We start from the raw sequence: 20216 nt of genomic DNA, 5'->3' as shown, positions 1-20216 counted from the left end.
GCCGCGGGTGTGCCCCATGTCACACCCGGAGGCTGCTCGCTTGGGCTCTGCCGCGTGCGGCCATCCCAGGTGGCGGACGGTCGGGAGCGTGCGCGGTGACGCTTCCCTGGCCGTCGACTGAACAATCCCGGCTGTTCCAGTGGGCCAACTTCCTCCGGGTGCACCCTTCCTGGTAGACATGACGTATCGCGCCAGACGTCCGGCCGGAAAAACCCATGGAGCGCCGGTTGATGCAGACAGCAGACGCCTCACCCCAGCAAGTCTTCCGTCAACTCAATCAGGTCTCCCTCCGCACCGTGACGGCCCACGCCGTGCCCATCGTGTATCTGATCATGGTGATCATGGGCTTCTCGGGGGACGAGGTGCTCGGGACGATGTTCATCATCGCCCCCGCGCTGCTGCTGATCGGCGCCGCGGGGCCGTACCTGTTCCTCAATTGGCTGGTGTCACGCACCCTGCGCGAGGCCGAGGTGTCGGAGCCCGCGGAAGCCCGGCTCCAGCGCATCCTCCGCCTGCCGCAGGCGTACGAGGGCGGTCTCATCGCGCTGACCGCGCTCGGCACGGCCATCTACGGCGCCGTGCCGACGATCTACTACCCGGGCAAGAACCCGTGGACCATTGCCTGGGCCATCATCACCGTCGTGCTGCTGTGCCTGCTCAGCGGCATCCACCGGCGCTTGAAGTTCGAGCAGGTCCTGCGCCCCCATGCCATCCAGGAGTTCCAGCGCCATCCGGAACTGGACCTGGGCGGCTCGGGATTCTCCTGGCCGCGCTACCGTTGGTACCTGCCCTACGCCTTCGGCCTGTTCATCCTCTGCGCGCTGGTGGTGAGCTTCACGGTGCTCGGCCAGCAGGCCCGCCCCATCTATGAGCAGGTGCTGGCGCAGGTGGACGCCGCGCCCCGGGGTCAGGCCTCGCCTTTCCTGCGGGCGGCCGTGGGCCAGGTGATCGACGCCTCCGCCCTCCCGCTGCTCCTGCTCAACGGCTACCTGCTGCTGGTGGCCACGCTCTCGGCCCTGAGCCTCGCCCGGCATCTGTCGGAGGGCGCGCGCAGCGTGCAGGCCTCCATGGAGGCGCTGGCCGCGGGCGCCCCCATCCTCCCCCAGTGGGCCTCCACCGACGAGATCGGCGACCTGGCCGCCGCCACCGCCCGCGCCTTCGGCAAGCTGCGCGACTTCTCCCTGTCCCTGCGTGACTCCGCGGGCTCGCTCAAGAACAGCGCCGATCAGCTCGGCATGTCCACCACCAAGCAGACCGAGGTGCTCACCCTCCAGGCCTCCGCGCTCCAGGAGACCCAGGTCACCGCCCAGGAGATCAAGGAGACCTCCGCCATGGCCACCCAGAAGGCGGAGAACGTGCTGCGCCAGACCGAGCGGGCCAATGAGATCAGCCAGGTGGGCGAGCAGGCCATCCAACGCACCCTGGATGGACTCAAGGCGATCCAGGGCCAGGTGAACGAGATGGCCTCGCGCATCCGCGCGCTCGATGAACGCGCCCGGCAGGTCGGCCGCATCACCGAGAGCGTGAAGAGCCTGGCGGACCGCTCCAACATGCTCGCCCTCAACGCCGCCATCGAGGCGGTGCGCTCGGGCGAGCACGGCAAGGGCTTTGGCGTGGTGGCGCGGGAGATCCGCTCGCTGGCGGATCAATCCATCAAGGCCACCCACAACGTGAGCGTCATCCTCGAGGACATCTCCGAGGCCATCCGCACCACCGCGGCCATCACCGAGGAGGGCTCGGCGAAGGTGGGCACCAGCCTGGGGGAGATCCGCGAGTTCGGCGAGACGCTCCAGCAGTTGTCCAACATCGTCCGGGACAACGCACAGTCCGTGCGGCAGATCACCACCGCGGTCAATCAGCAGGGCACGGGCATCACGCAGATCTTCCAGGCGGTGAGCGACCTGTCGACGATGATGGACCAGACCATGTCCCAGCTGAACAACTCCATGAGCGCGGTGGACCTCGTCCGGGATGTGTCGCACCAGGTGTCCAACTTCCTCGGCAACTATGGCTGGCAGGAGAAAGAGAAGAACCCGGAGTCGCGCTGAGGCCCCCCGCGCGCGGGCTCCAGGCGGGCGGACGTCGGGGGCCCCCTCCGTGGCCGAGTGTCTTTCGTGTTAAAAATCCAGCCCTACTCCAGGGGCGAAAGACATGTCCTCCACAGCCGATCGGCTCATTGAAACGCTGAGAGCGGAAATCGCCGCTCTTGGTCAGCAGGGCGGAGTCGTCACGCCCTCCGTCTACGACACGGCGCAGGTGCTGCGGTTCGCCCCACCCCCCAATCCCCAACCCGCCATTGACTGGCTGATGGCGCAGCAGCACGCGGACGGAGGCTGGGGACCCGAGGTCATGCCCCTGGCCCGGCACGTTCCCACGCTCGCGTCCGTCCTGGCGCTGCTGGTGTCCAGCGACGCGCCGGGCAGCCACGACGCGGCGACGCGTGGACTGGACTTCCTGCGCCGCACCGCGGAGCTCTGGTCCTTCGAGCAGTCACTGCCGGATGACATCCCCGTCGCCGTGGAGCTCGTCCTGCCCCGGCTGCTGGAGGACGCGGCCGCGCTGGGGCTGGATCTGCCCCAGCAGCCCTTCCGGTTGCTGCGCACGCTGGGCGAGCGGCGGCGCGGGTTGATCGCCCGGATGAAGATCCGCGCGGGCACCACGCCCGTCCATGGCTGGGAGGCATGGGGCTCGCAGGCGGACCCCGCGGTGATCGACGCCACGCAAGGCGTGGGCAACAGCCCCGCGGCGACCGCGCTCTGGCTGAACCGGCGCCGGGCGGCCACCCCGGACGCACAGGAGCTTCGAGGCGTGGAGGAGTTCCTGGCGGGGGCCTCGGCGGCGACCCGGACGGGCATTCCGGGCGTCGTGCCCACGGTGTGGCCCATTCCCACCTTCGAGCGGCCCTGGGGCCTGCTCGCCCTGCTCTCCTCGGGACTCTTGTCCCACCCGGCCCTCCAGGACGTCATCCGTCCCCAGTTGGAGGCCCTGCACCGGGCGCTCAAGCCCGAGGGCCTGGGCATGAGCGACAACTTCGACGTCGACGGGGACACCACCACGACGACCGTCGCCCTGTTGGCCAACGCGGGCCACCCGGTGGAGGGCCGCGTCCTGGAGCGCTACCAGCGCGAGGGGTTGTTCATCACCTACTCGCACGAGATGCAGCCCTCGCTGACCACGACGGCGCATGGCGTGCTGGCCCTGGCGATGCTCGGCCAGGACGCGACCCAACCCCTGCGCTTCCTCCTGGAGAAGCGTGGACACAACGGGGTGTGGGTGGGCGACAAGTGGCACTGCTCCTGGCTGTACGCCACCTCCCAGGTGATGGGGGCCCTGGCCCAGGCGGGCGCGGCGGCGGAGCTGCGCGCGAGCGCCGAGGCGATGATCGCCCTGCAACGCGAAGACGGAGGCTGGGGCGTGGGCACGGCCTCCAGCGCGTCGGAGACGGCCTTCGCCGTGCACGCGATGTATGGGCTGCGCTCGGCGCCGGGCGCTTGCGGCGCGGCGGTGCGGCGCGCGCTGCGCAAGGCCGCCGCGTGGCTCACCACCTGGGACGCCGCTCCCCATGCCGCCGAGACGCTGTGGATCGGCAAGGAGCTGTACGGCCCCGTCCGGGTGGATCGCGTCTTCGTGCTCACCGCCCGGCTGGCGCTGGAGCTCGACCGCGACCTGCTCTCGCGCTGAAGCACCGGGGGCGCTCGGCGGCGGCCCCTCCCAGAGGGTGTGGCGGAATGACCCAGCTCGCCCCCCTGCCAAGGTGAAGGCGGCGGGTGCTCCGTGCGCTCGCGTCTCTCCCACGCCTCTCGAGGCACCCCACTTCTGGGCAGTGGAACCCGTCCTGTCTGAAGAACGACTTGGCATGCTCCGTGCTTTGAAGGGTCACTGGACACTCGGAGTGATCTCGGGTCTGAATGCGCCGCCTACATCACAGCAGCCAGACGGACGGGTCTTCTCGCCCATGTCCTCCACCTCGGGTGGAGGGGCACGGGAGGAGCGGTTGGAAGAGGACCCCGCGAGAATCCGACATGGAGAATTCATGAGCCATACCCACTCGGCGGGCCCCAAGCGCCTGTCGCTTTTCGCCACACTGATGCTCGCCGCCACATCGCTCGCCGGTTCGGACGCGCTCGCCCAGCCCACGGGCCTGGGCCGCTTCGAGCTGGAGCGCCTCGTGCTCAATCCCAACGGCCAGGGCTCGCTCACCGTGGGGACGGGCGAGCTGCTCCCCCAGGGTGGGTACCGGCTGTCGCTGCTGGGGCACTATGAGAACGACCCCCTGGTCATGTACCGGGACGGCAACCGGCTGGGCTCGGTGGTGCGCGATCGCGTCACCGCGCACCTGCTGGCGGCCTGGGCGCCCTTGCGGTGGCTGGAGTTGGGCGCGCAGCTGCCCGTGGTGGCGTGGCAGAAGGGGGATGACCTCTCCGGGCAGGGCGTGGGCGCACCGGCGCGCACGGGCCTGGGCACGCCCATGGTGTACGCGCGGCTGGGACTGCTCGCGCAGCAGCGCGAGGCGCCGTTGGATCTGGCGCTCGAGCTGGGCGTGGGCCTGCCCGTGGGCAGCGTGGACACGCTGTCGCGGGACGGGAGCGTGCGCCTGGAGCCCAAGCTGATGCTGGGCCGGCGCTTCGGCGGGCTGCGCGCGGGCGTGGAGGGCGGCGTGCTGGTGCGGCCCTCCGTCATGGTGGGCGGCGAGGAAGTGGAGGACGTGCTGGGCAGCGAGGTGCGCCTGGGCGCGGTGGTGGCCACGACGGGACCGGGGCTGCGCGGAGAACTCAACCTGCGCGGCGTCCTCCCGCTCGGCGGCCAGCCGCAGTCCATGGAGCTGCTGGCCGGTCTGCGGCTGCCCCTGAGCGAGCGCGTCGAGGCCTATGCCCTGGGCGGTCCCGGCTTTGGTGACACGCTCGGCACGCCCACCTTCCGCGTGCTGCTGGGCGTGGCGCTGGTCGATGGGAAGCCGCGTGACGCCGACAAGGACGGCATCCTGGACGACCAGGACAAGTGCCCCAACGAGGCGGGTCCGGTCGAGCGTCAGGGCTGCCCGGTGCGTGACGCCGACGGCGATGGCATCGAGGACGGCCAGGACAAGTGCCCCAACGAGGCGGGCCCGGCCGAGCGTCAGGGTTGCCCGGTGCGCGACGCCGACGGAGATGGCATCGAGGATGGCCAGGACAAGTGCCCCAACGAGGCGGGCACGGCCGAGCGTCAGGGCTGCCCGGTGCGTGACGCCGACAAGGACGGCATCGAGGACGGCCAGGACAAGTGCCCCAACGAGGCGGGCACGGCCGAGCGTCAGGGCTGCCCGGTGCGCGACTCGGACGGGGATGGTCTGGTGGACGAGCGGGATGCGTGCCCCACGCAGCCAGGACTGAAGGAGCTGCGCGGCTGCCCGGCGAAGGACAGCGACAACGACAGCGTGGCGGACCACCTGGACAACTGCCCCACCGAGGCGGGTGTGGCCGACAACCAGGGCTGCCCGGCGAAGCAGAAGCAGATGGTGGCCATCCAGAAGGGCAAGCTGGAGATCAAGGAGCAGGTGTTCTTCGCCACGGGCAAGGCGGTCATCCAGCCGCGCTCCTTCAAGATGCTGGATCAGGTGGCCAAGGTGCTGCGCGAGCACCCCGAGGTGGAGCAGATGATCATCGAGGGCCACACCGACAACCGGGGCAAGGCGGAGGCCAACCGCAAGCTGTCCCAGGCCCGGGCCGAGTCGGTGAAGAAGTACCTGGTGGACAAGGGCGTGGAGGCGTCGCGCCTGGAGGCCAAGGGCTTCGGTCCCGATCAGCCCATCGCGACCAACGACACGGAGAAGGGCCGCGCGGCCAACCGCCGCGTGGATTTCATCATCACCACCCCCGAGCGCGAGCAGCAGCAGTAGCCGGAGAGGAATTCGAAGATCATGAACACTCCAATCATCAAGAAGTGGCTCGCGGCGGTCCTCTGCCTGCTATGCGCGCAGCCAGCACTGGCGGCGCGGGACATCTACCTGCTGGGCAACGGCGACGACGGACCGCTCGATGTCACCGCGGGCCAGCGCGTCGTCAACAGCTACGCCAAGGTGACGGCCAACGTGGCGGTGGGCGCCACGGAAATCCCAGTGGACACCAACACGGGCTTCTCGCCCGGGGACCTCGTGCTGGTGCACCAGTCGACGGGACTCACCCCCGAGCCCGCGCCGGGTAACATCGCGGACATCAACCTCAGCGGCGGCTCGGTGGGCCGCTGGGAGCTGGCGCGGCTCGGTACCGCCAACCTGGAGACGGGCAAGCTCAGGCTGGACGCGCCGCTGATCTACGCCTACTCGGCGGCGGGCGCTCAGGTCGTCAAGGTGCCCGAGTACACGGACGTCACCGTCCGGGGCGGCGCGGAGCTGACCGCCGATGCCTGGAATGGCTCCAAGGGTGGCATCCTGGCCTTCCTGGCCAACGGTGCCGTGAACATTGAGTCGGCGGCGTCCATCAACGTCACGGCCCTGGGTTTCCGTGGCGGGCAGTACATCAAGGACACCAACGCGGCCCGCCGGTCATGCGCCAGCGACACCGAGCCTGCTCCAGGAGGCGCGCAGCGCGCCGAGGGCATCGCCCCCGGTTTGTACGGCCCCAATTCCACCGGACGTGGCAATGGCGCCAACGGTGGCGGTGGAGGCGTGTGCTACCTGGCGGGTGGAGCGGGCGGCGGCAGCTCAGGCCGGGGCGGTGATGGCGGCAAGACGCACTCCGGGGTGGATGGCGCGCGTGCCGTGGGAGGAAAGGGCGGCGCCAGGTTCATCTTCGATCCGCTCAACCGGATGGTTTTCGGCGGCGGCGGCGGCGCGGGACACGGCATCATCGATTCGACCGCCCAGGGCGGCAGGGGCGGAGGCATCATCTTCATCCGGGCCAGGATCCTGGAGGGTGGTGACGGCACCATCCTGGCCAATGGCGCTTCGGGCCCCACCACGACGGGCAACAGCGGCGCTTTTGGTGGAGGAGCCGGCGGCACCGTGTACCTGCGCTTCGCCCAGCTCGCGAACTGCAATGTGCTCTCCCAGGGTGGTCGCGGCGGAGACACGAGTCTCAGTACGGCCTTCATTGGCCCGGGTGGCGGTGGTGGCGGCGGGCGCCTGCTCATGCAGTCCCAGACCGGCACCTGCGAAATCTTCGCCGAAGGAGCCGTCGCGGGCCAGACGCCCACGCAGCGTCCCAACGACACGGTGAACTACGGCGCGACTGGCGGCAGTCCGGGTGATGTGGCGCAGATCATCAATGATGGTTTCCCCGAGACCATGCCCGCCCCCGTGGTGAGCACACCCGCCAACGGGAGCTCCACCAACAACAAGCGGCCCACCTTCACGGGCACGCTCGACCCGTCTTTCCCGACGGGCGCCCAGATCATCCTCACGGTGACGACGGGCACGACCACGCTGACCTTCACCCTGCCCGCGGCGGCCAACTGGAGCTACACGCCCACCTCGGACCTGGCGGCGGGCAACTACACCGTCTCCGCCGTGCTCACCAAGCAGGAGGTCTACAGCCTGCAGAGCAACACCAACACCTTCACGATCGACCTCACCGCGCCCGCGGCGCCGGTGGTGGCGACGCCGGCCAACGGCTCGCAGACCAACGACACCACGCCGATCTACAGCGGCACGGCCGAGCCGGGCAGCACCGTCACGGTGATCGTGGATGGCTCGCCCTTGCCCCAGACCGTCACGGCGGATGCCAACGGCAACTGGAGCCTCACCCCCACCTCGCCGCTGGATCAGGGGACGCACACGGTGAGGGCCACGGCAAGGGACGCGGCAGGCAACGTGAGCACCAACTCCAACACCAACACCTTCGCGGTGGACACCACGCCTCCCGCGGCGCCGGTGGCCACGCCGATCTACAGCGGCACGGCCGAGCCGGGCAGCACCGTCACGGTGATCGTGGATGGCTCGCCCTTGCCCCAGACCGTCACGGCGGATGCCAACGGCAACTGGAGCCTCACCCCCACCACTCCGCTGGATCAGGGGCCGCACACGGTGACCGCCACGGCCACGGACACGGCGGGCAACGTGAGCACCAGCTCCAACACCAACACCTTCACGGTGGACACCACGCCTCCCGCGGTGGAGGTGAAAACGCCGGCCGAGGGCACCACCATCAAAGACAACACGCCGCTCTACAGCGGCACGGCCGAGCCGGGCAGCACCGTCACGGTGATCGTGGATGGCTCACCGGTGGGTACCATTACGGTGGATGGCAGCGGCACTTGGAGCATCACCCCCACCACCGGTCTGTCGAATGGTCCGCATACGGTGACGGCCACGGCCACGGACACGGCGGGCAACTCCGCCACCGACAGCAACACCTTCACGGTGGACGTCGTCATTCCGGCGTCCCCCGTGGTGACCGGTCCTCCCAACGGCACGGTGATCAACGACAACACGCCGGTCATCACCGGCACCGCCCCGCCCAACAGCACGGTCACGGTGATCGTGGATGGCAACCCCATCGGCACCACGACCTCGGACCCGGAGGGCAACTGGACGTACACGCCCACCACCCCGCTGCCCGATGGCCCGCATGACATCACCGCCATCACCACGAATGAAGAGGGCAACGCCAGCCCGCCGTCCAACACCGTCCGCGTCACCATCGATACGGAAGTGCCAGACACCACCATCATTTCCGGTCCCGAGGGCACCACGCCCAACCGGAGCGCGACGTTCGAGTTCGACTCCGGGGAGCCGGGCGTGACGTACGAGTGCCGCCTGGATGGCGGGGAGTGGACGGCGTGCACGTCGCCCGTCACCTACGACAACCTGCCCGATGGCGAGCACACCTTCGAGGTCCGCTCCCGTGACTCCGCGGGCAATGTGGACGCGACGCCCGCCACCCGCACCTGGACCGTGCACGTGGGAGACATCGACTTCCGCGGTGATGGTTTCGGCTGCTCGGCCTCCGGCGGGGACTCCTCGCTGGTGCTGATGGCGCTGGGCTCGGTCCTCGCGCTGGCCCGCCGCCGCCGTCAGCGCTGAGCCCCACCCACACGTGAGCCAAGCCGGGCCCCCTTCCCTCCTGGGAAGCGGGGCCCGGTCCTTTTCTGGCTCCCCGCCGGACCGTCACGGGACCATCACGCCCCCCGCGATACATGCTCGCTCCGAGGCGGAACACGCCCGGCGGGCTCCTCCCGCCCCTACGCACAGTGAGGAACACATGATGAATGCCGAGGCGAAGCAGGTGCTGGACGCGGCGCGGGAGTTGGCTCCGGTGGTGTCATCCCGGGCGGCGGACATCGAGTCGGGGCGCCGGCTGCCGTTGGAGCTGCTCGGTCAGCTCAAGCAGGCGGGCTTCTTCCGGATGTTCGTCCCCCGGAGCCATGGCGGCCTCGAGGTGGACCTGCGCACCGGCATGCAGGTCCTGGAGACCCTGGCCCGGGCGGATGGGGCCACCGGGTGGACGACGATGATCGGCTCGGAGAGCCCCCACCTCTTCTCGTTCCTCTCACGTGAGCGCTTCGACGCCATCTACTCGGGCGGGCCGGACGTCATCATGGCCGGCGGCTTCAACGCCCAGGGGCAGGCGGTGGTGGAACCCGGCGGCTACCGCGTCACCGGGCGGTGGGGTTTCGCCAGCGGCTGCCAGCACGCGGACTGGCTGATCGGCAACTGCGTCGTCCTGCACGAGGGCCAGACGCTCCCGCGTCCCACCGAGGGCCTGCTCCGGATGCGGGCCATGCTCCTGCGGCCCCAGGAGGTGCGCATCCTCGACACCTGGAACGTGCTCGGCCTGAGGGGGACGGGCAGCCATGACGTGGAGATGCAGGGCGTCTTCTGCCCCGAGGAGAACACCCTCGACATCTTCTCCGGCACGTCCCACCTGCCGGGCCCGGGCTTCGTCGCGCCCCTGTTGCAGTTCGCGCTGCACATGGCGGCGGTGTCGCTGGGCATCGCCCAGGGCGCCCTGGAGGATCTGGTAACACTCGTCGGGACGGGCAAGCGGCGGATGTACGCCCGCGCTCCCCTCTTCGAGTCCCCCGTCTTCCAGCTCCAGCTCGGCCGCGCCGACACGCGCGTGCGGGCCGCCCGGGCGCTGCTGCGCGACCTCTCCGAGGAACTCTGGGACGCGAGCACGAACAACCCCGCGGCCATTCCAGCCGTGGCGCCGCGGGTCTCGGCGGCCCTGGCCTGGGTGACGGAGACGGCGGCCGAGGTCGTGGGCGCGTGCTACCAGGCGGCGGGCGCCAGCGCGCTCAAGGACGGCTCGAGCCTGCAGCGGCGCTTCAGGGACCTGCACACCTTCCGGCAGCACGCGGCCGCGGCGGAAGGCTGGTTGGGCCAGGCCGGGGCCGCCCTGCTCGGGCAGCCCACGGGCTTCTGGACCTGAGCGGCCGGGGCCGCCCGCTCGCTACTTGGAGGCCTGGAGCAGGGGCGCCTTGGTGGGGCGCCCGTAGAGGAGCTGGTAGGTGTTGAACGAGCGCAGCACGCGCTTGATGTAGCCACGCGTCTCGGCGATGGGCACCTCCTCCACCCACGCGTCCAGCGACATGCCCGGACGATCCGCGCGCCACTTGTCCACCGCCAGGGGACCGGCGTTGTAGCTGCCCACGGCGAACGGCGTCTGTCCGGGGAAGCGCTTGATGAGCGAGCCCAGGTAGTGCGCGCCCAGGCGGATGTTGAGCTCCGGCTCCAGGAGCGCCTGCGTCGAGGGGACCTTGAGCTTGAGCTGCCGGGCCACCGCATTGGCCGTGGTGGGCATGAGCTGGGTGAGGCCGAGCGCCCCCGCCCACGAGAGCGCCTTGGGGTCCAACGCGCTCTCCTCGCGCATGAGGGCCTGCAACAGGTCCGGCTCCACGCCCGCCGCGGCGGTGTGCTTCTCGATGAGGTCGCGGAAGGCGTTGGGATAGGCCACCTCCCAGAGCGGGCGCGTCTGGGGGGTGATGGGGCCGCTCAAGTCCCGGCGCAGGGCGATGCGCGCCACCGCGTGGGCCCCGCGCTCATCTCCCGACAGCGCCAGCAGGTGCACGATGAGCCGGATGTTCTCGGCCGGCAGGCTCACGCGGTTGATGGCGAGCAGCTCCGAGGACACCGCCTCGGGGAAGCCCAGGCGCAACAGCTCCACGGCGGCGAGGAAGTGCGGATCCTTCTCCATGCCGCCCGCGTGCAGCGGCCAGGGCTCGCGCCGCTCCTGGGTGGAGAAGTCCAACTGGGGAGCCAGGCGCCGCGCGCGCTCCGCATCCAGCGAGCCCAGCATCGTGCGCGCCAGCAGGCCGTAGTAGGTGGCGGGGTGCTCCAGCGCGAGCGACTCGAAGAGCGCCGCGGCCTGCTCGGGCTGCTTGCGCTCCTGCAGCGTGCGAGCCCGCCAGTAGCGCGCGCGCTCCACGTCGTTCGTCTCGTCCGCCTCGGCGAAGCGCTTCTCGATCTCCTCGAGCAGGGGGAGGCCCCCGTCGGCGGCCTTGCGCTCGCGGGCGATCCAGTAGTCCTTGAAGAGTGCCTCGCCCAGGTAGTCGCCCTGGGGGTAGAGCATCGCCAGCGTCTTGAGGCGCTCGGAGGCGAGCTCCAGCCGCCCCGTCTTCACGTACAGGTCGGCGGCGAAGAAGAGCGCGTCATCGGCGAAGGAGTGCTCGGGGAAGTCGCGGGCGAGCCGCTCATACGTCTCGGGGCCGCGCACCTGATCCACGATGGAGCGCGAGGAGCCGAGCACGTAGAGCACGCGCGGCAGCAGCTCGCGGTCCTGGCACTTGTCGGCCACGGGGGTGAGCGCGGCGATGGCGCTGGTGTGCTGGCGCTCCTTGCGCAGGGCCTTGCCGTAGGCGAAGTGGGCGCGGCAGGCGAGCGCGTCGGGCAGTACGAGCTTGGGCAGCAGGGGCTGGAGCAGCTCCAGGCCCTGGCGATTGCGGTGCAGCTCGATGAGCTGCTCGGCGCGAATGACCTTCATCTCCAGGGGGTGCTGCTGGCCCTTGAGCCGGACCTGGGCGATCTGCGCCAGGGGGGTGAGGGGGTGGCGGGCCCACAGGCGCCAGAGGAAGTCGCGCTCGCGCGCCTTGTCCTTCAGGTCCACGGCGAGGTCGGCGCTGGCCAGCAGGGCCTCGGCGCCGACGTTGCGGCCCCAGGCGGGCGCGACGAGGTTGGCCAGGGGGGCGAGCGCGGTGAGGGCGCCCTCGGCGTCCTTCGTCTTGCGCAGCACGCGGCCGAGCCCCAGGCGGGCATCTGCGTAGAGCCGGGACGACTCGGGCACCTGGGAGAGCATCTCGGCGGCCTCGGGGAAGCGGCCGAGGGCCTCCAGGGCGACGCCGGCGTGGGTGAGGCAGCGGTCGCGCAGCGCGGGGTAGTCCGCGGAGAGGGCGCGCATCTCCTCGGCGGCACGCGCGTGGTCCCCGGCGCGCACGGCGCTCAAGGCGCGCAGGTAGCGCACGGGCGGAGAACTCCCCTCCTTCTCGAGCAGCTCGCGGGTGCGGGTGTACTGGCCCTGGTCGAAGGCCGCCTTGGCCAGCGGGAGCGTGCCCTGGGCGAAGTACGGGGCGAGGTCCTCCAGGCCGTAGGCGCGGCCGAGGGAGACGGGAGGGGCCAGGGGCGGCGCCGGGGGCGGCTCACCCGGGAAGGCCGGGTTGAAGACCTGCATGTAGCCCGGGGGCACGAGGGACTTCTCCGTGTCCGGGGGCGGCGAGAGCTGGGCCTCGGGGGGCGCGTTGCCGGTGAGCGACCGGGGAGGCGCGGCCGGCTCCTGGGAGGCGGACTCCGGGGGAGGAGACGCCTGGGTGAAGGCCAGCGAGGTGGCGGCGGCGACGGCGAACAGCGGCAGGAAGGCTTTCATACAGGGGGGGCCGCGGGAGATGGACCGGGGCGGCGACAGGAGACACGGGGAAGCAGGGGAAAAATTTCCGGAACGCGAGGAAGGTTAGACTCTCGACCCGCCCATGGACATCCGGACACAGAGCGCGCTTCTCGCATCCATCATCGGTCTGGCGCTTGGCGTCTCCATGTTGTTGAGAGCCGCACGTCCGCGGGTGCTCACGCTCTACTCCGTCTTCGCGTTGACATTGGGGGGCTACTACCTCTCCACCTTCATCCATGACTTCTTCGCCACGGGCAACTATCCGTGGGTGACGCGGGTGGCGGTGGGCGCCACCATCCTACTGGCTTCGCTCGTTCCTGGCGCGGCCGTCGCCTTCTTCCTCGAGTTCCTCGGCGTCAGCCAGGGCACCCACCTGTTAGGCAGGCGGCTCGCCTTCCTCTCGGCCGTGTTCGGGCTGATGGTGGCGGTGTCCCCGCTGGCCCAGAAGGAGTGGGCGCGGATCGTCGTGGGCACGTGGGTGCTTGGCGCGCTGCTGGCCTCGGTGTCGTTGCTGCTGCGACGAGTGCGCACCACGGATTCACGCATCGAGCGGCTGCGGCTGACGTACCTGGCCATTGGCGCCGGGGCGGCCATCCTCTTCAGCGTGTTGGATCAGCTCGAGCGCTACGGGCTGCCCTTCCCCACCCCGCTGGGGCCCGTCTTCACCACGCTCTACCTGTTCTTCCTCGCGCAGACGCTGTTGCGGCTGCGGCTGATGGATCTGCACGAGCTCTTGGCGAAGATCGTCTCGCAGACGCTGCTCGCCTCCATCCTGGCGGTGGTCTTCACGCTGCTGACGATGTGGGTGGACAAGAACAACACCTCGCTCTTCATCTTCAACACGGTGGTGGCGACGTTCGTGCTGCTCATCCTCCTGGAGCCCCTGCGGGCCAAGGTGGAGGAGCGCGTGGTGGCGGTCTTCTTCCGCGAGCGCTTCGAGCTGCTGAGGGTGCTCGGCAGCACGCGGGCGCGCATGGCGGGCGTCATCGAGATCTCCGAGCTGGCGCGGCTGGTGCTCGACGCGCTGCACGAGTCGGGGCGGATCACCCACGCGTCGCTGTACCTGCTGGCCGAGGACCGGCCGGGCTACCGGCTGTTGGACGCGCGGGGGCCGGCGCCGGTGTCGTTCCTGGACACGGGGGCGGCGCGCGGGGTGCTGTTCGCGGTGGCGTCGGGGCAGAAGGCGGTGCTGCTGGAGAACGTGGAGCGGCGCATCGCGGTGATGAGGCAGCAGGCGGTGGAGGGCAAGCGCTTCCGGGACGAGCTCAAGCGGCTGCACGACACGCGCGCGGCGCTGGTGCAGATGAAGGCGGGGATCACCGTGCCGCTCTTGGGCAATGACCGGGTCATCGGCTTCCTCAACCTGTGGGACGAGCGGGTGCCGGAAGCGTACGCCTCGGATGAGATCGCGCTGATGCTGGAGGTGGCGGAGCGGCTGGCGACGGCGCTGGAGAACTCCAAGCTGTACGAGACCATCCGAGAGAGAGATCGCCTGGCGGCGCTGGGCGAGATGGCGGCGGGCCTGGCGCATGAAATCCGCAATCCGCTGGGGGCCATCAAGGGCGCGGCGCAGTGTCTGGATCCGCGGCGGCTGCCGGGCGAGGAAGGCGAGTTCCTGGAGGTGATCGTCGAGGAGGTCAACCGGCTCAACGGGGTGGTGTCGGCGTTCCTCGACTACGCGCGGCCGCTCAAGCAGACGTTCGGGCCCACGGATCTGAACGAGGTGGTGACGCGCACGGCGCGGCTCATCCACAACGAGCTGCCGCCGGGGCTGGAGCTCAAGGTGGAGCAGGAGGAGAACCTGCCGCGGGTGGAGGCGGACGCGGAGCAGCTCAAGCAGGTGCTCATCAACCTGGTGCAGAACGCGATGCAGGCGCTGGCGGGGGAGGCGGGAGGAGGCATCACGGTGAAGACGGTGCGGCCGGACCGCTTCAACGACTTCCGCCACGCGGGGGACTCGTTCGTGGAGCTGCACGTGTCGGACACGGGCCCGGGGATTCCACCCGAGCAGCACCAGAGCATCTTCGTGCCCTTCTACACGACGAAGCAGAAGGGCACGGGGCTGGGGCTGGCGATTTCGCAGCGCATCGTGAAGAACCACGGGGGGACGCTGTCGGTGCGCAGCAAACCGGGCGAGGGCGCCACGTTCATCATCCGCCTGCCCGCCCCGCCCCCCGAGCCCACCCAGTCCCATGACTCGGGGCTCGCGGACGGGCCGTCCCTTCCCAACGGCAGGCTCGCCGAGACTCCGCCGCCGGACGGCACGCCCTCCCCTCCCCGGCACGAGCGCAAGTCCAGGCGCGAGAAGAAGCGCCGGGCGGTCTGAGACGTGGTGGTGGAGGCCAACGGCGTGGGTCTCCAAAACGAGCACTCGAGAGGCCAAGCAGGCCATCACGAGATCGGTTGAAGCCTTTGGACGGTGGCTGATCCCGCGATGCAGCCGGTGCGAGCTCCCACGAGCGTCGAGCCGTAGCGTTCCACCGCCCGGTGCATCTACCGTAGGGGCATGGCGGAATTTTGGGGATGGCTCACGAGCAGTTGGAAGTGGCTCCTGCTTCTCTACGTAGTCAATCTCATCTTGGGCAAGGCCTTACATTTTTATGCCCGGCGTCAAGTGCGGCGGTGGATTGTCCAGCAATGGCCGCAGCTAGCGATCGAGCGGAAGCTCATCATCCTCCAGGTGCGTGAATGCATCGCAGAGGGGACGACGAGGCTCAACACCAGCCCGGTCACCGCCGAGGAGTTGGTCGACAACCCCGGGAGCACTCCGGTCGTTGAGCGCATCGACTCCATTCTCAAGGCCTTGAGCGAGGTGGATCCCGCTGAAATCGCTGAGATCTTCATTGGATGACAGCAGGGGCATGGGAGCCCAGAGAGGGTGTCCCCGAAAGGGCGTCCGGAGAGGGTGTCAAAGAACTCGAGCGACGCGACTTGGCACAACCCGCGGCGGGAAGGAGGAAGGCGGAAAGGGCGCTGAGAAATCCCCCTGCCCCCAGCGAGCTGCGGCCTCTCGGAACGCCGCGACGAAAGTCTGGTACTGCTCACGCAACTCCCGCAGTGCTTGGCGCGTGGAGGCATGCCCCAGAGGCCGCGGGCCGCGCTTGAGGTGCTCGGCCGGGTATGCAGGTGCCGCGCCCGCACGGGCTGCGCCCCCAAGTCAAGTTCGCCCCTCGCCCGGGCCTCGGCTTCCACCTCCTCCAGCAGGCCCCGAACCACGCGCGGCCTGAAGTGACGCCAGGCGTCAACTACCCTGACACAGGAGGAGTTCACCCCCATCTCAATCGCCCCGTGGACCCAATTGGCCCTGCGTCCAGAGGCGCTCAAGCCGGTCGAGGAGGTGCTCGCTTGAATCCGTTTCCAATCGTGCGAACTCATCCCTCGAGAGTTCAGCGAACGGGTCCGGCCCTAGCGTCACCTTGGGGGTCACGCGAGGCAGATGGGCTGTCGTGCGGCACTCCGGGCACCAGACCCAGATCGTCCCCATGTGATTCTCACGATTGAATGCGTGGAAATAGGCGCGCAGCGTCGTCTGCTCGCACTTCGGACAGACGATCCCCCGCTCCCCGCGCAGCGAACGGCTCGTCGCGCCCATGAATGGCAATTGGAATGCGCCCCCAGCCTCGCTCCATCGACGTGCCATCACCTCTCCAGTGTCTTCTTCACGAGGGCCCAGAGTTCTTCGCCGGCCCGCTCCGCGAGCGCCTCGCTTGAGGTTACCATGCCCGCGGCGAAGTCCTTGATGTGCTTCGCCTCGTGCCCGAAGCTCTTGATCGCCTCCTCCAGGGATGAGAGGCCCTTGTCGGTGAAGGTGATCACCGGGCGCCCGCGCGCATCTTTGATGAGGGCACCATTCGCATCACGCGAGACCCATGCATAGATCGTCGACAGATCGACTCCCGCCTTCTCGAGGGCCTCCATCTCCGCCTTCGCTACTTTGCGAAGACGGTACCCGGACGGGCTCACGCCGGCATTGCCCAGAACGATGCGCAGTCGCTTGAGTGTGACGGGTCCCGTGCTCTCGACCTTGCCGCCGCGGCGCAGGATGCGGCTCAGGCCCAGTTCCTGCTCGGCGGCGCGAAAAACGCGGTTGTCGGCCTCCAATTGGCGCAGAATCCGCTGGAGTTGAGCAACCTCCTCAGCGGTCAGCTTCCCACCCGATTTGAGCGTCGCCTGCCACCGCTCTACCTTGGCTGCCTCGGCGCCCTGCTTTTCGGCGGCGCGTAGCAGAGCGAGCACCTCGTCCTCACTGCGCCCGATCTTCGCGGCGATCCTGGCCACGTTGGCGCCAGTCCGCGTGATGCCTTTGGCCAGAAGTCCACCGGCAACGGGCAAGAGGGCCGCGAGTCCAGCAATTGCGCGCTCCCCAGCGGAGAGCTTGTCACCAAAAATCGAATACCCGGTGACCGCTTCACCCAGAAGGACGATCTCTCCGATGACTGGAATCGCGGTGATGGCGATTTCCCAGGTCGTCTTCGAGGAGAAGATGTCATCGAGAAAGTCGATGAAGTCGCCCGGCTCTCGGCGTGGAGCCCGGTTGCCTTGGTATCCGTACTTCCATGCATCGTTCTGAATGAAGTGGAAGCCGAACTTGTTGGATTTTTTGTTGTCGTACGCCGTGAAGTTGTACTCGCGAATGGTGTTGCTGGTGGTGAACGAGATCCGGATGGAGAAGTCGGGCTCCCCGTCATTGTTCAGGTCGAAGGTCCACACCGTCGCCTGCTGTTCGGAGAGCCGCTTGAGGTCGATGGGATCAAAATTCGAGCGGTTCGCGATGTGTATCGTCTGTGCAAACGGCTCCGCCGGTACACTCCAGCCACCCGTCGTTATCCATCGGTCATCCGGGCCGACCTCCCGACCCTTGCCGTCCCAGTACTTGATGTGCGATTGGTAGGCGCGCGAGTAGTCGACTGGCGAGACCACGACGCGCACGCTGGCGGTTGTCGTGGCACCGGGAAGCAGCTCGAAAGACACGACGAATGAGTCCTGCCCAATGTTGATGACGAAGTCACTCTGCTTTTCCGGACGCGCCTTCGCCATGGTGGTGGCCGCGGGTGAGGACATGACCTGCGGCGGCGGAACCGCTGTTCCAGTGGAGCGCGCTTGAACGAAGCGGGCGGCCTTGATGACCTGTCCACAGGAACTACCTTCTTGCGGAGACGGATGGGGCGATTGCGACGGGCGCACGACTTCGTTCGTTCGTCGTAGGGCCACGAGTTGCCCGTTCGAGAAGGCTCGCAGGACGTACGTGAGGACACTATTCCGCTTCGTCAGGTGTGAACGGGGGGCTCCGGTGGCGGCGGCCATCTCCTCGAGTTGCCAGTCACGCAGACCATCGGTCCCGCTGTTCAGCGAGAAGAAGGAGCGCAGCTCACTCGGATTCCGGGCCCGGGTCCGCTCTTCCGGTGTGAGTTCCTCCTGGTGGACGATGACCGCTTGCCGCGTGTACCAGCGTTTGTGTGACATCGAGAGCCCCTCCACCCAGATAGGGAGACGACACGCAGGAGTTTAGTATATAGGAAAAGAACGAGGCGGCCGAGAGGGTATCGAAGAACTCGAGCGACGCGACTTGGCATGACAGGTGGCGGAAAGGAGAAAGGCGGTGAGCTTCACTCCAAGCGTTGCATCCAGAACACCGAGGCCGCGTACGGCTCTACATGACGACCCACGGCACCTTCTCCAGCGCCGCGTGCACCTCCTCGGCCGTCGTGTCCAACTTCTCGGCTCTGGAAGGGTGTCAGACGATTCGTAGGAAACGAGGTGTCGGAGTCGGGTAGACCGGGGCAGTTGCCCACCCCGGCCCCCCACAGATCCGGACGTGCAGAATTCCCGCATCCGGCTCCTCGGCTCATGGTTTCGCTGCGAGTCGGTAGACGCTGTGGACGACGCGCGGCGCAGGCAGCGGAAACAACTTGAGCAGTCGCCAGAATCTCTCCGGCTTCAGCTCCTTCTGCGAGCGCCGCGCTAGCCACTTGTACCACCTGCTTTCCACCTCCCGTGCAAAGGTAGTGAGGGCAGCCCAGTTCCCAGTAATCCCGTAGTAGCTGTAATGCCCTCTCACCTTCTGCGCGAGGCAGCGGTGTTGCTCCTGTATCGGTCGGTGCCGGTTCAGGCGGCACCATTGTGTCACCCTCTTCAGCGCCCGACTCAATCGGCTCGTGGCTGTCTTGCGTTTCACCACCCATTTGCCCCACCGGGACTTGCCCCAGTAGTGCTTGAAACCCAGTAGGTCGAAGCTCCCGGGTCCACCCTGTCCCTTGTCTTCCGGACGCGGTGGGCGGAATTCAACCAGCCGGGTCTTCTCCGGGTGGAGCGTCAGGCCGTACTTCCCCATCCTCTTGGAAAGTACCTCCATGACGCGGCGAGCATCTTCCTCCCTCTCGAAGCAGATGACGAAATCGTCCGCGTAGCGCACGAGTTCCGCGCGTCCCTTCATGCGCGGTTTGACTTCCTTCTCGAACCACACGTCCAGCACTTCGTGCAGGTAGATGTTCGCCAGCACGGGAGAGATGACCCCACCCTGCGGTGTCCCTTCATCGGGGTATGTCACGTTCCCCTCTTCTAGAACCCCCGCCTTCAGCCACTTGCCAATGAGGCGCAGGAGCACCCCATCTCGCACCCTGCGCTGGATGAGTTGCTGGAGCTGGCCATGGTCCAGAGTGTCGAAGAACTTCCGGATGTCCACTTCAAGGACCCAGCCACCTTTCATCTCCGTGAGCACTTCCCAGAGGCGCTGGAGCGCTTGATGCGCGCTCTTTCCCGGCCGGAAGCCATATGAGCAGGGCAGGAAGTCCTGCTCGTACACCGCTTCCAGCACCATGGCCACCGCCCTCTGCATTCCCTCCCTCGGTTCCATGTTCCGGTGCCCCCTTCCCTCCACAGGGTCCGCCCGGGTGCGTTCCCCTGCTTCAGCGGTACTACGAGGCACTCCGACTTCCTGACGACCTTCACGCCCGGCTTCGTTTCCTTCGCCAGCGCGCTACCACCGCCACCCGTCCTTCGCTCCCGCGGGAGTCGGGCGCCCATCTCCCTCGGGCCTGGGCTTTCTTCCGGTTGCCCTCCGGCCACTTCGACGTGGAGTCGTCAGCACCTCCCAGGTTCCTGGAGGACCCTCTTGTCTGCGTGCCCCGCTCTCAGACCCCGGCGAGACCCCAGGACCTGGCCTGTTTCGGCCCTGGGCTGCTGCCTTCCGCTACTCGTACGGCGTCGGCTCTCGCGACGATTCAGATCTTTCGAGGCTCAATCACGCGGCCCACATACTCGCTGTCTACGCTTCGCAGCCCGGGTTGCCCCGGCACCACGCAAGACTCGCTTCCGGCTGGTGGCCTCCTTTGCCGGGCGGGGTTTGAACCCGCAGGGTCCCTTCGTGAAGTTTCCGCTCCTACATCGCTTCCTCCTCACCCAAGCTTTGCCTGGCGCACACGA

At 68.4% G+C, this 20216-nt stretch carries 10 protein-coding genes; 7 read left to right on the top strand and 3 right to left on the bottom strand.

Annotated features, from left to right (window positions below):
• Window positions 1-215: 215 nt before the first annotated feature.
• The 5 genes from D187_RS50965 (at window position 216) to D187_RS37490 (ending at window position 10346) form a co-directional block, all read left to right on the top strand.
• Window positions 216-2048 (top strand): methyl-accepting chemotaxis protein, encoded by a 1833-nt coding sequence (locus tag D187_RS50965; RefSeq protein WP_002627524.1) that lies wholly within the window; start codon window positions 216-218, stop codon window positions 2046-2048.
• A 103-nt stretch (window positions 2049-2151) separates the two neighbouring features.
• The gene (locus D187_RS50960; protein WP_002627525.1) at window positions 2152-3681 is read left to right on the top strand and encodes a hypothetical protein; all 1530 of its coding nucleotides are present in this window, start codon (window positions 2152-2154) and stop codon (window positions 3679-3681) included.
• A 352-nt stretch (window positions 3682-4033) separates the two neighbouring features.
• Window positions 4034-5875: an OmpA family protein gene (locus D187_RS37500; RefSeq protein ID WP_002627527.1), complete on the top strand. Its 1842-nt coding sequence runs from the start codon at window positions 4034-4036 to the stop codon at window positions 5873-5875.
• A gap of 21 nt (window positions 5876-5896) precedes the next feature.
• Window positions 5897-8998, top strand: a complete 3102-nt coding sequence (agmC, locus tag D187_RS54365) for an adventurous gliding motility protein AgmC (protein WP_020918533.1) — start codon at window positions 5897-5899, stop codon at window positions 8996-8998.
• Between the two features lie 178 nt (window positions 8999-9176).
• Window positions 9177-10346 (top strand): acyl-CoA dehydrogenase family protein, encoded by a 1170-nt coding sequence (locus tag D187_RS37490; RefSeq protein ID WP_245591925.1) that lies wholly within the window; start codon window positions 9177-9179, stop codon window positions 10344-10346.
• Between the two features lie 21 nt (window positions 10347-10367).
• Here the strand turns inward: D187_RS37490 and D187_RS37485 are convergent, their stop codons facing one another.
• Window positions 10368-12773 carry a lytic transglycosylase domain-containing protein gene (locus D187_RS37485; RefSeq protein ID WP_002628227.1) on the bottom strand — a complete coding sequence of 802 codons (2406 nt, stop codon included), beginning with the start codon at window positions 12771-12773 and terminating at the stop codon, window positions 10368-10370.
• A 103-nt stretch (window positions 12774-12876) separates the two neighbouring features.
• Here D187_RS37485 and D187_RS37480 point away from each other — a divergent pair, with 103 nt between their 5' ends.
• Together D187_RS37480 and D187_RS37475 are read left to right on the top strand one after the other, a co-directional pair.
• The gene (locus D187_RS37480; RefSeq protein WP_002628229.1) at window positions 12877-15120 is read left to right on the top strand and encodes a sensor histidine kinase; all 2244 of its coding nucleotides are present in this window, start codon (window positions 12877-12879) and stop codon (window positions 15118-15120) included.
• A 180-nt stretch (window positions 15121-15300) separates the two neighbouring features.
• Window positions 15301-15645: a hypothetical protein gene (locus D187_RS37475; RefSeq protein WP_043433620.1), complete on the top strand. Its 345-nt coding sequence runs from the start codon at window positions 15301-15303 to the stop codon at window positions 15643-15645.
• Between the two features lie 788 nt (window positions 15646-16433).
• On the opposite strand, the gene D187_RS37465 is transcribed toward D187_RS37475, so the two are convergent.
• Together D187_RS37465 and D187_RS37460 are read right to left on the bottom strand one after the other, a co-directional pair.
• Complete coding sequence (locus D187_RS37465) at window positions 16434-18257, bottom strand: hypothetical protein (RefSeq protein WP_002628231.1); 1824 nt, start codon at window positions 18255-18257, stop codon at window positions 16434-16436.
• Window positions 18258-18639: 382 nt separating this feature from the next.
• On the bottom strand, window positions 18640-19647 hold the full coding sequence (locus tag D187_RS37460; RefSeq protein WP_081714013.1) for a reverse transcriptase domain-containing protein: 1008 nt from the start codon (window positions 19645-19647) through the stop codon (window positions 18640-18642).
• Between the last annotated feature and the right edge of the window lie 569 nt (window positions 19648-20216).

It is taken from the genome of Cystobacter fuscus DSM 2262 (assembly GCF_000335475.2).
Lineage (GTDB): Bacteria > Myxococcota > Myxococcia > Myxococcales > Myxococcaceae > Cystobacter > Cystobacter fuscus.
This window is presented reverse-complemented; position numbering and strand designations above follow the sequence as displayed.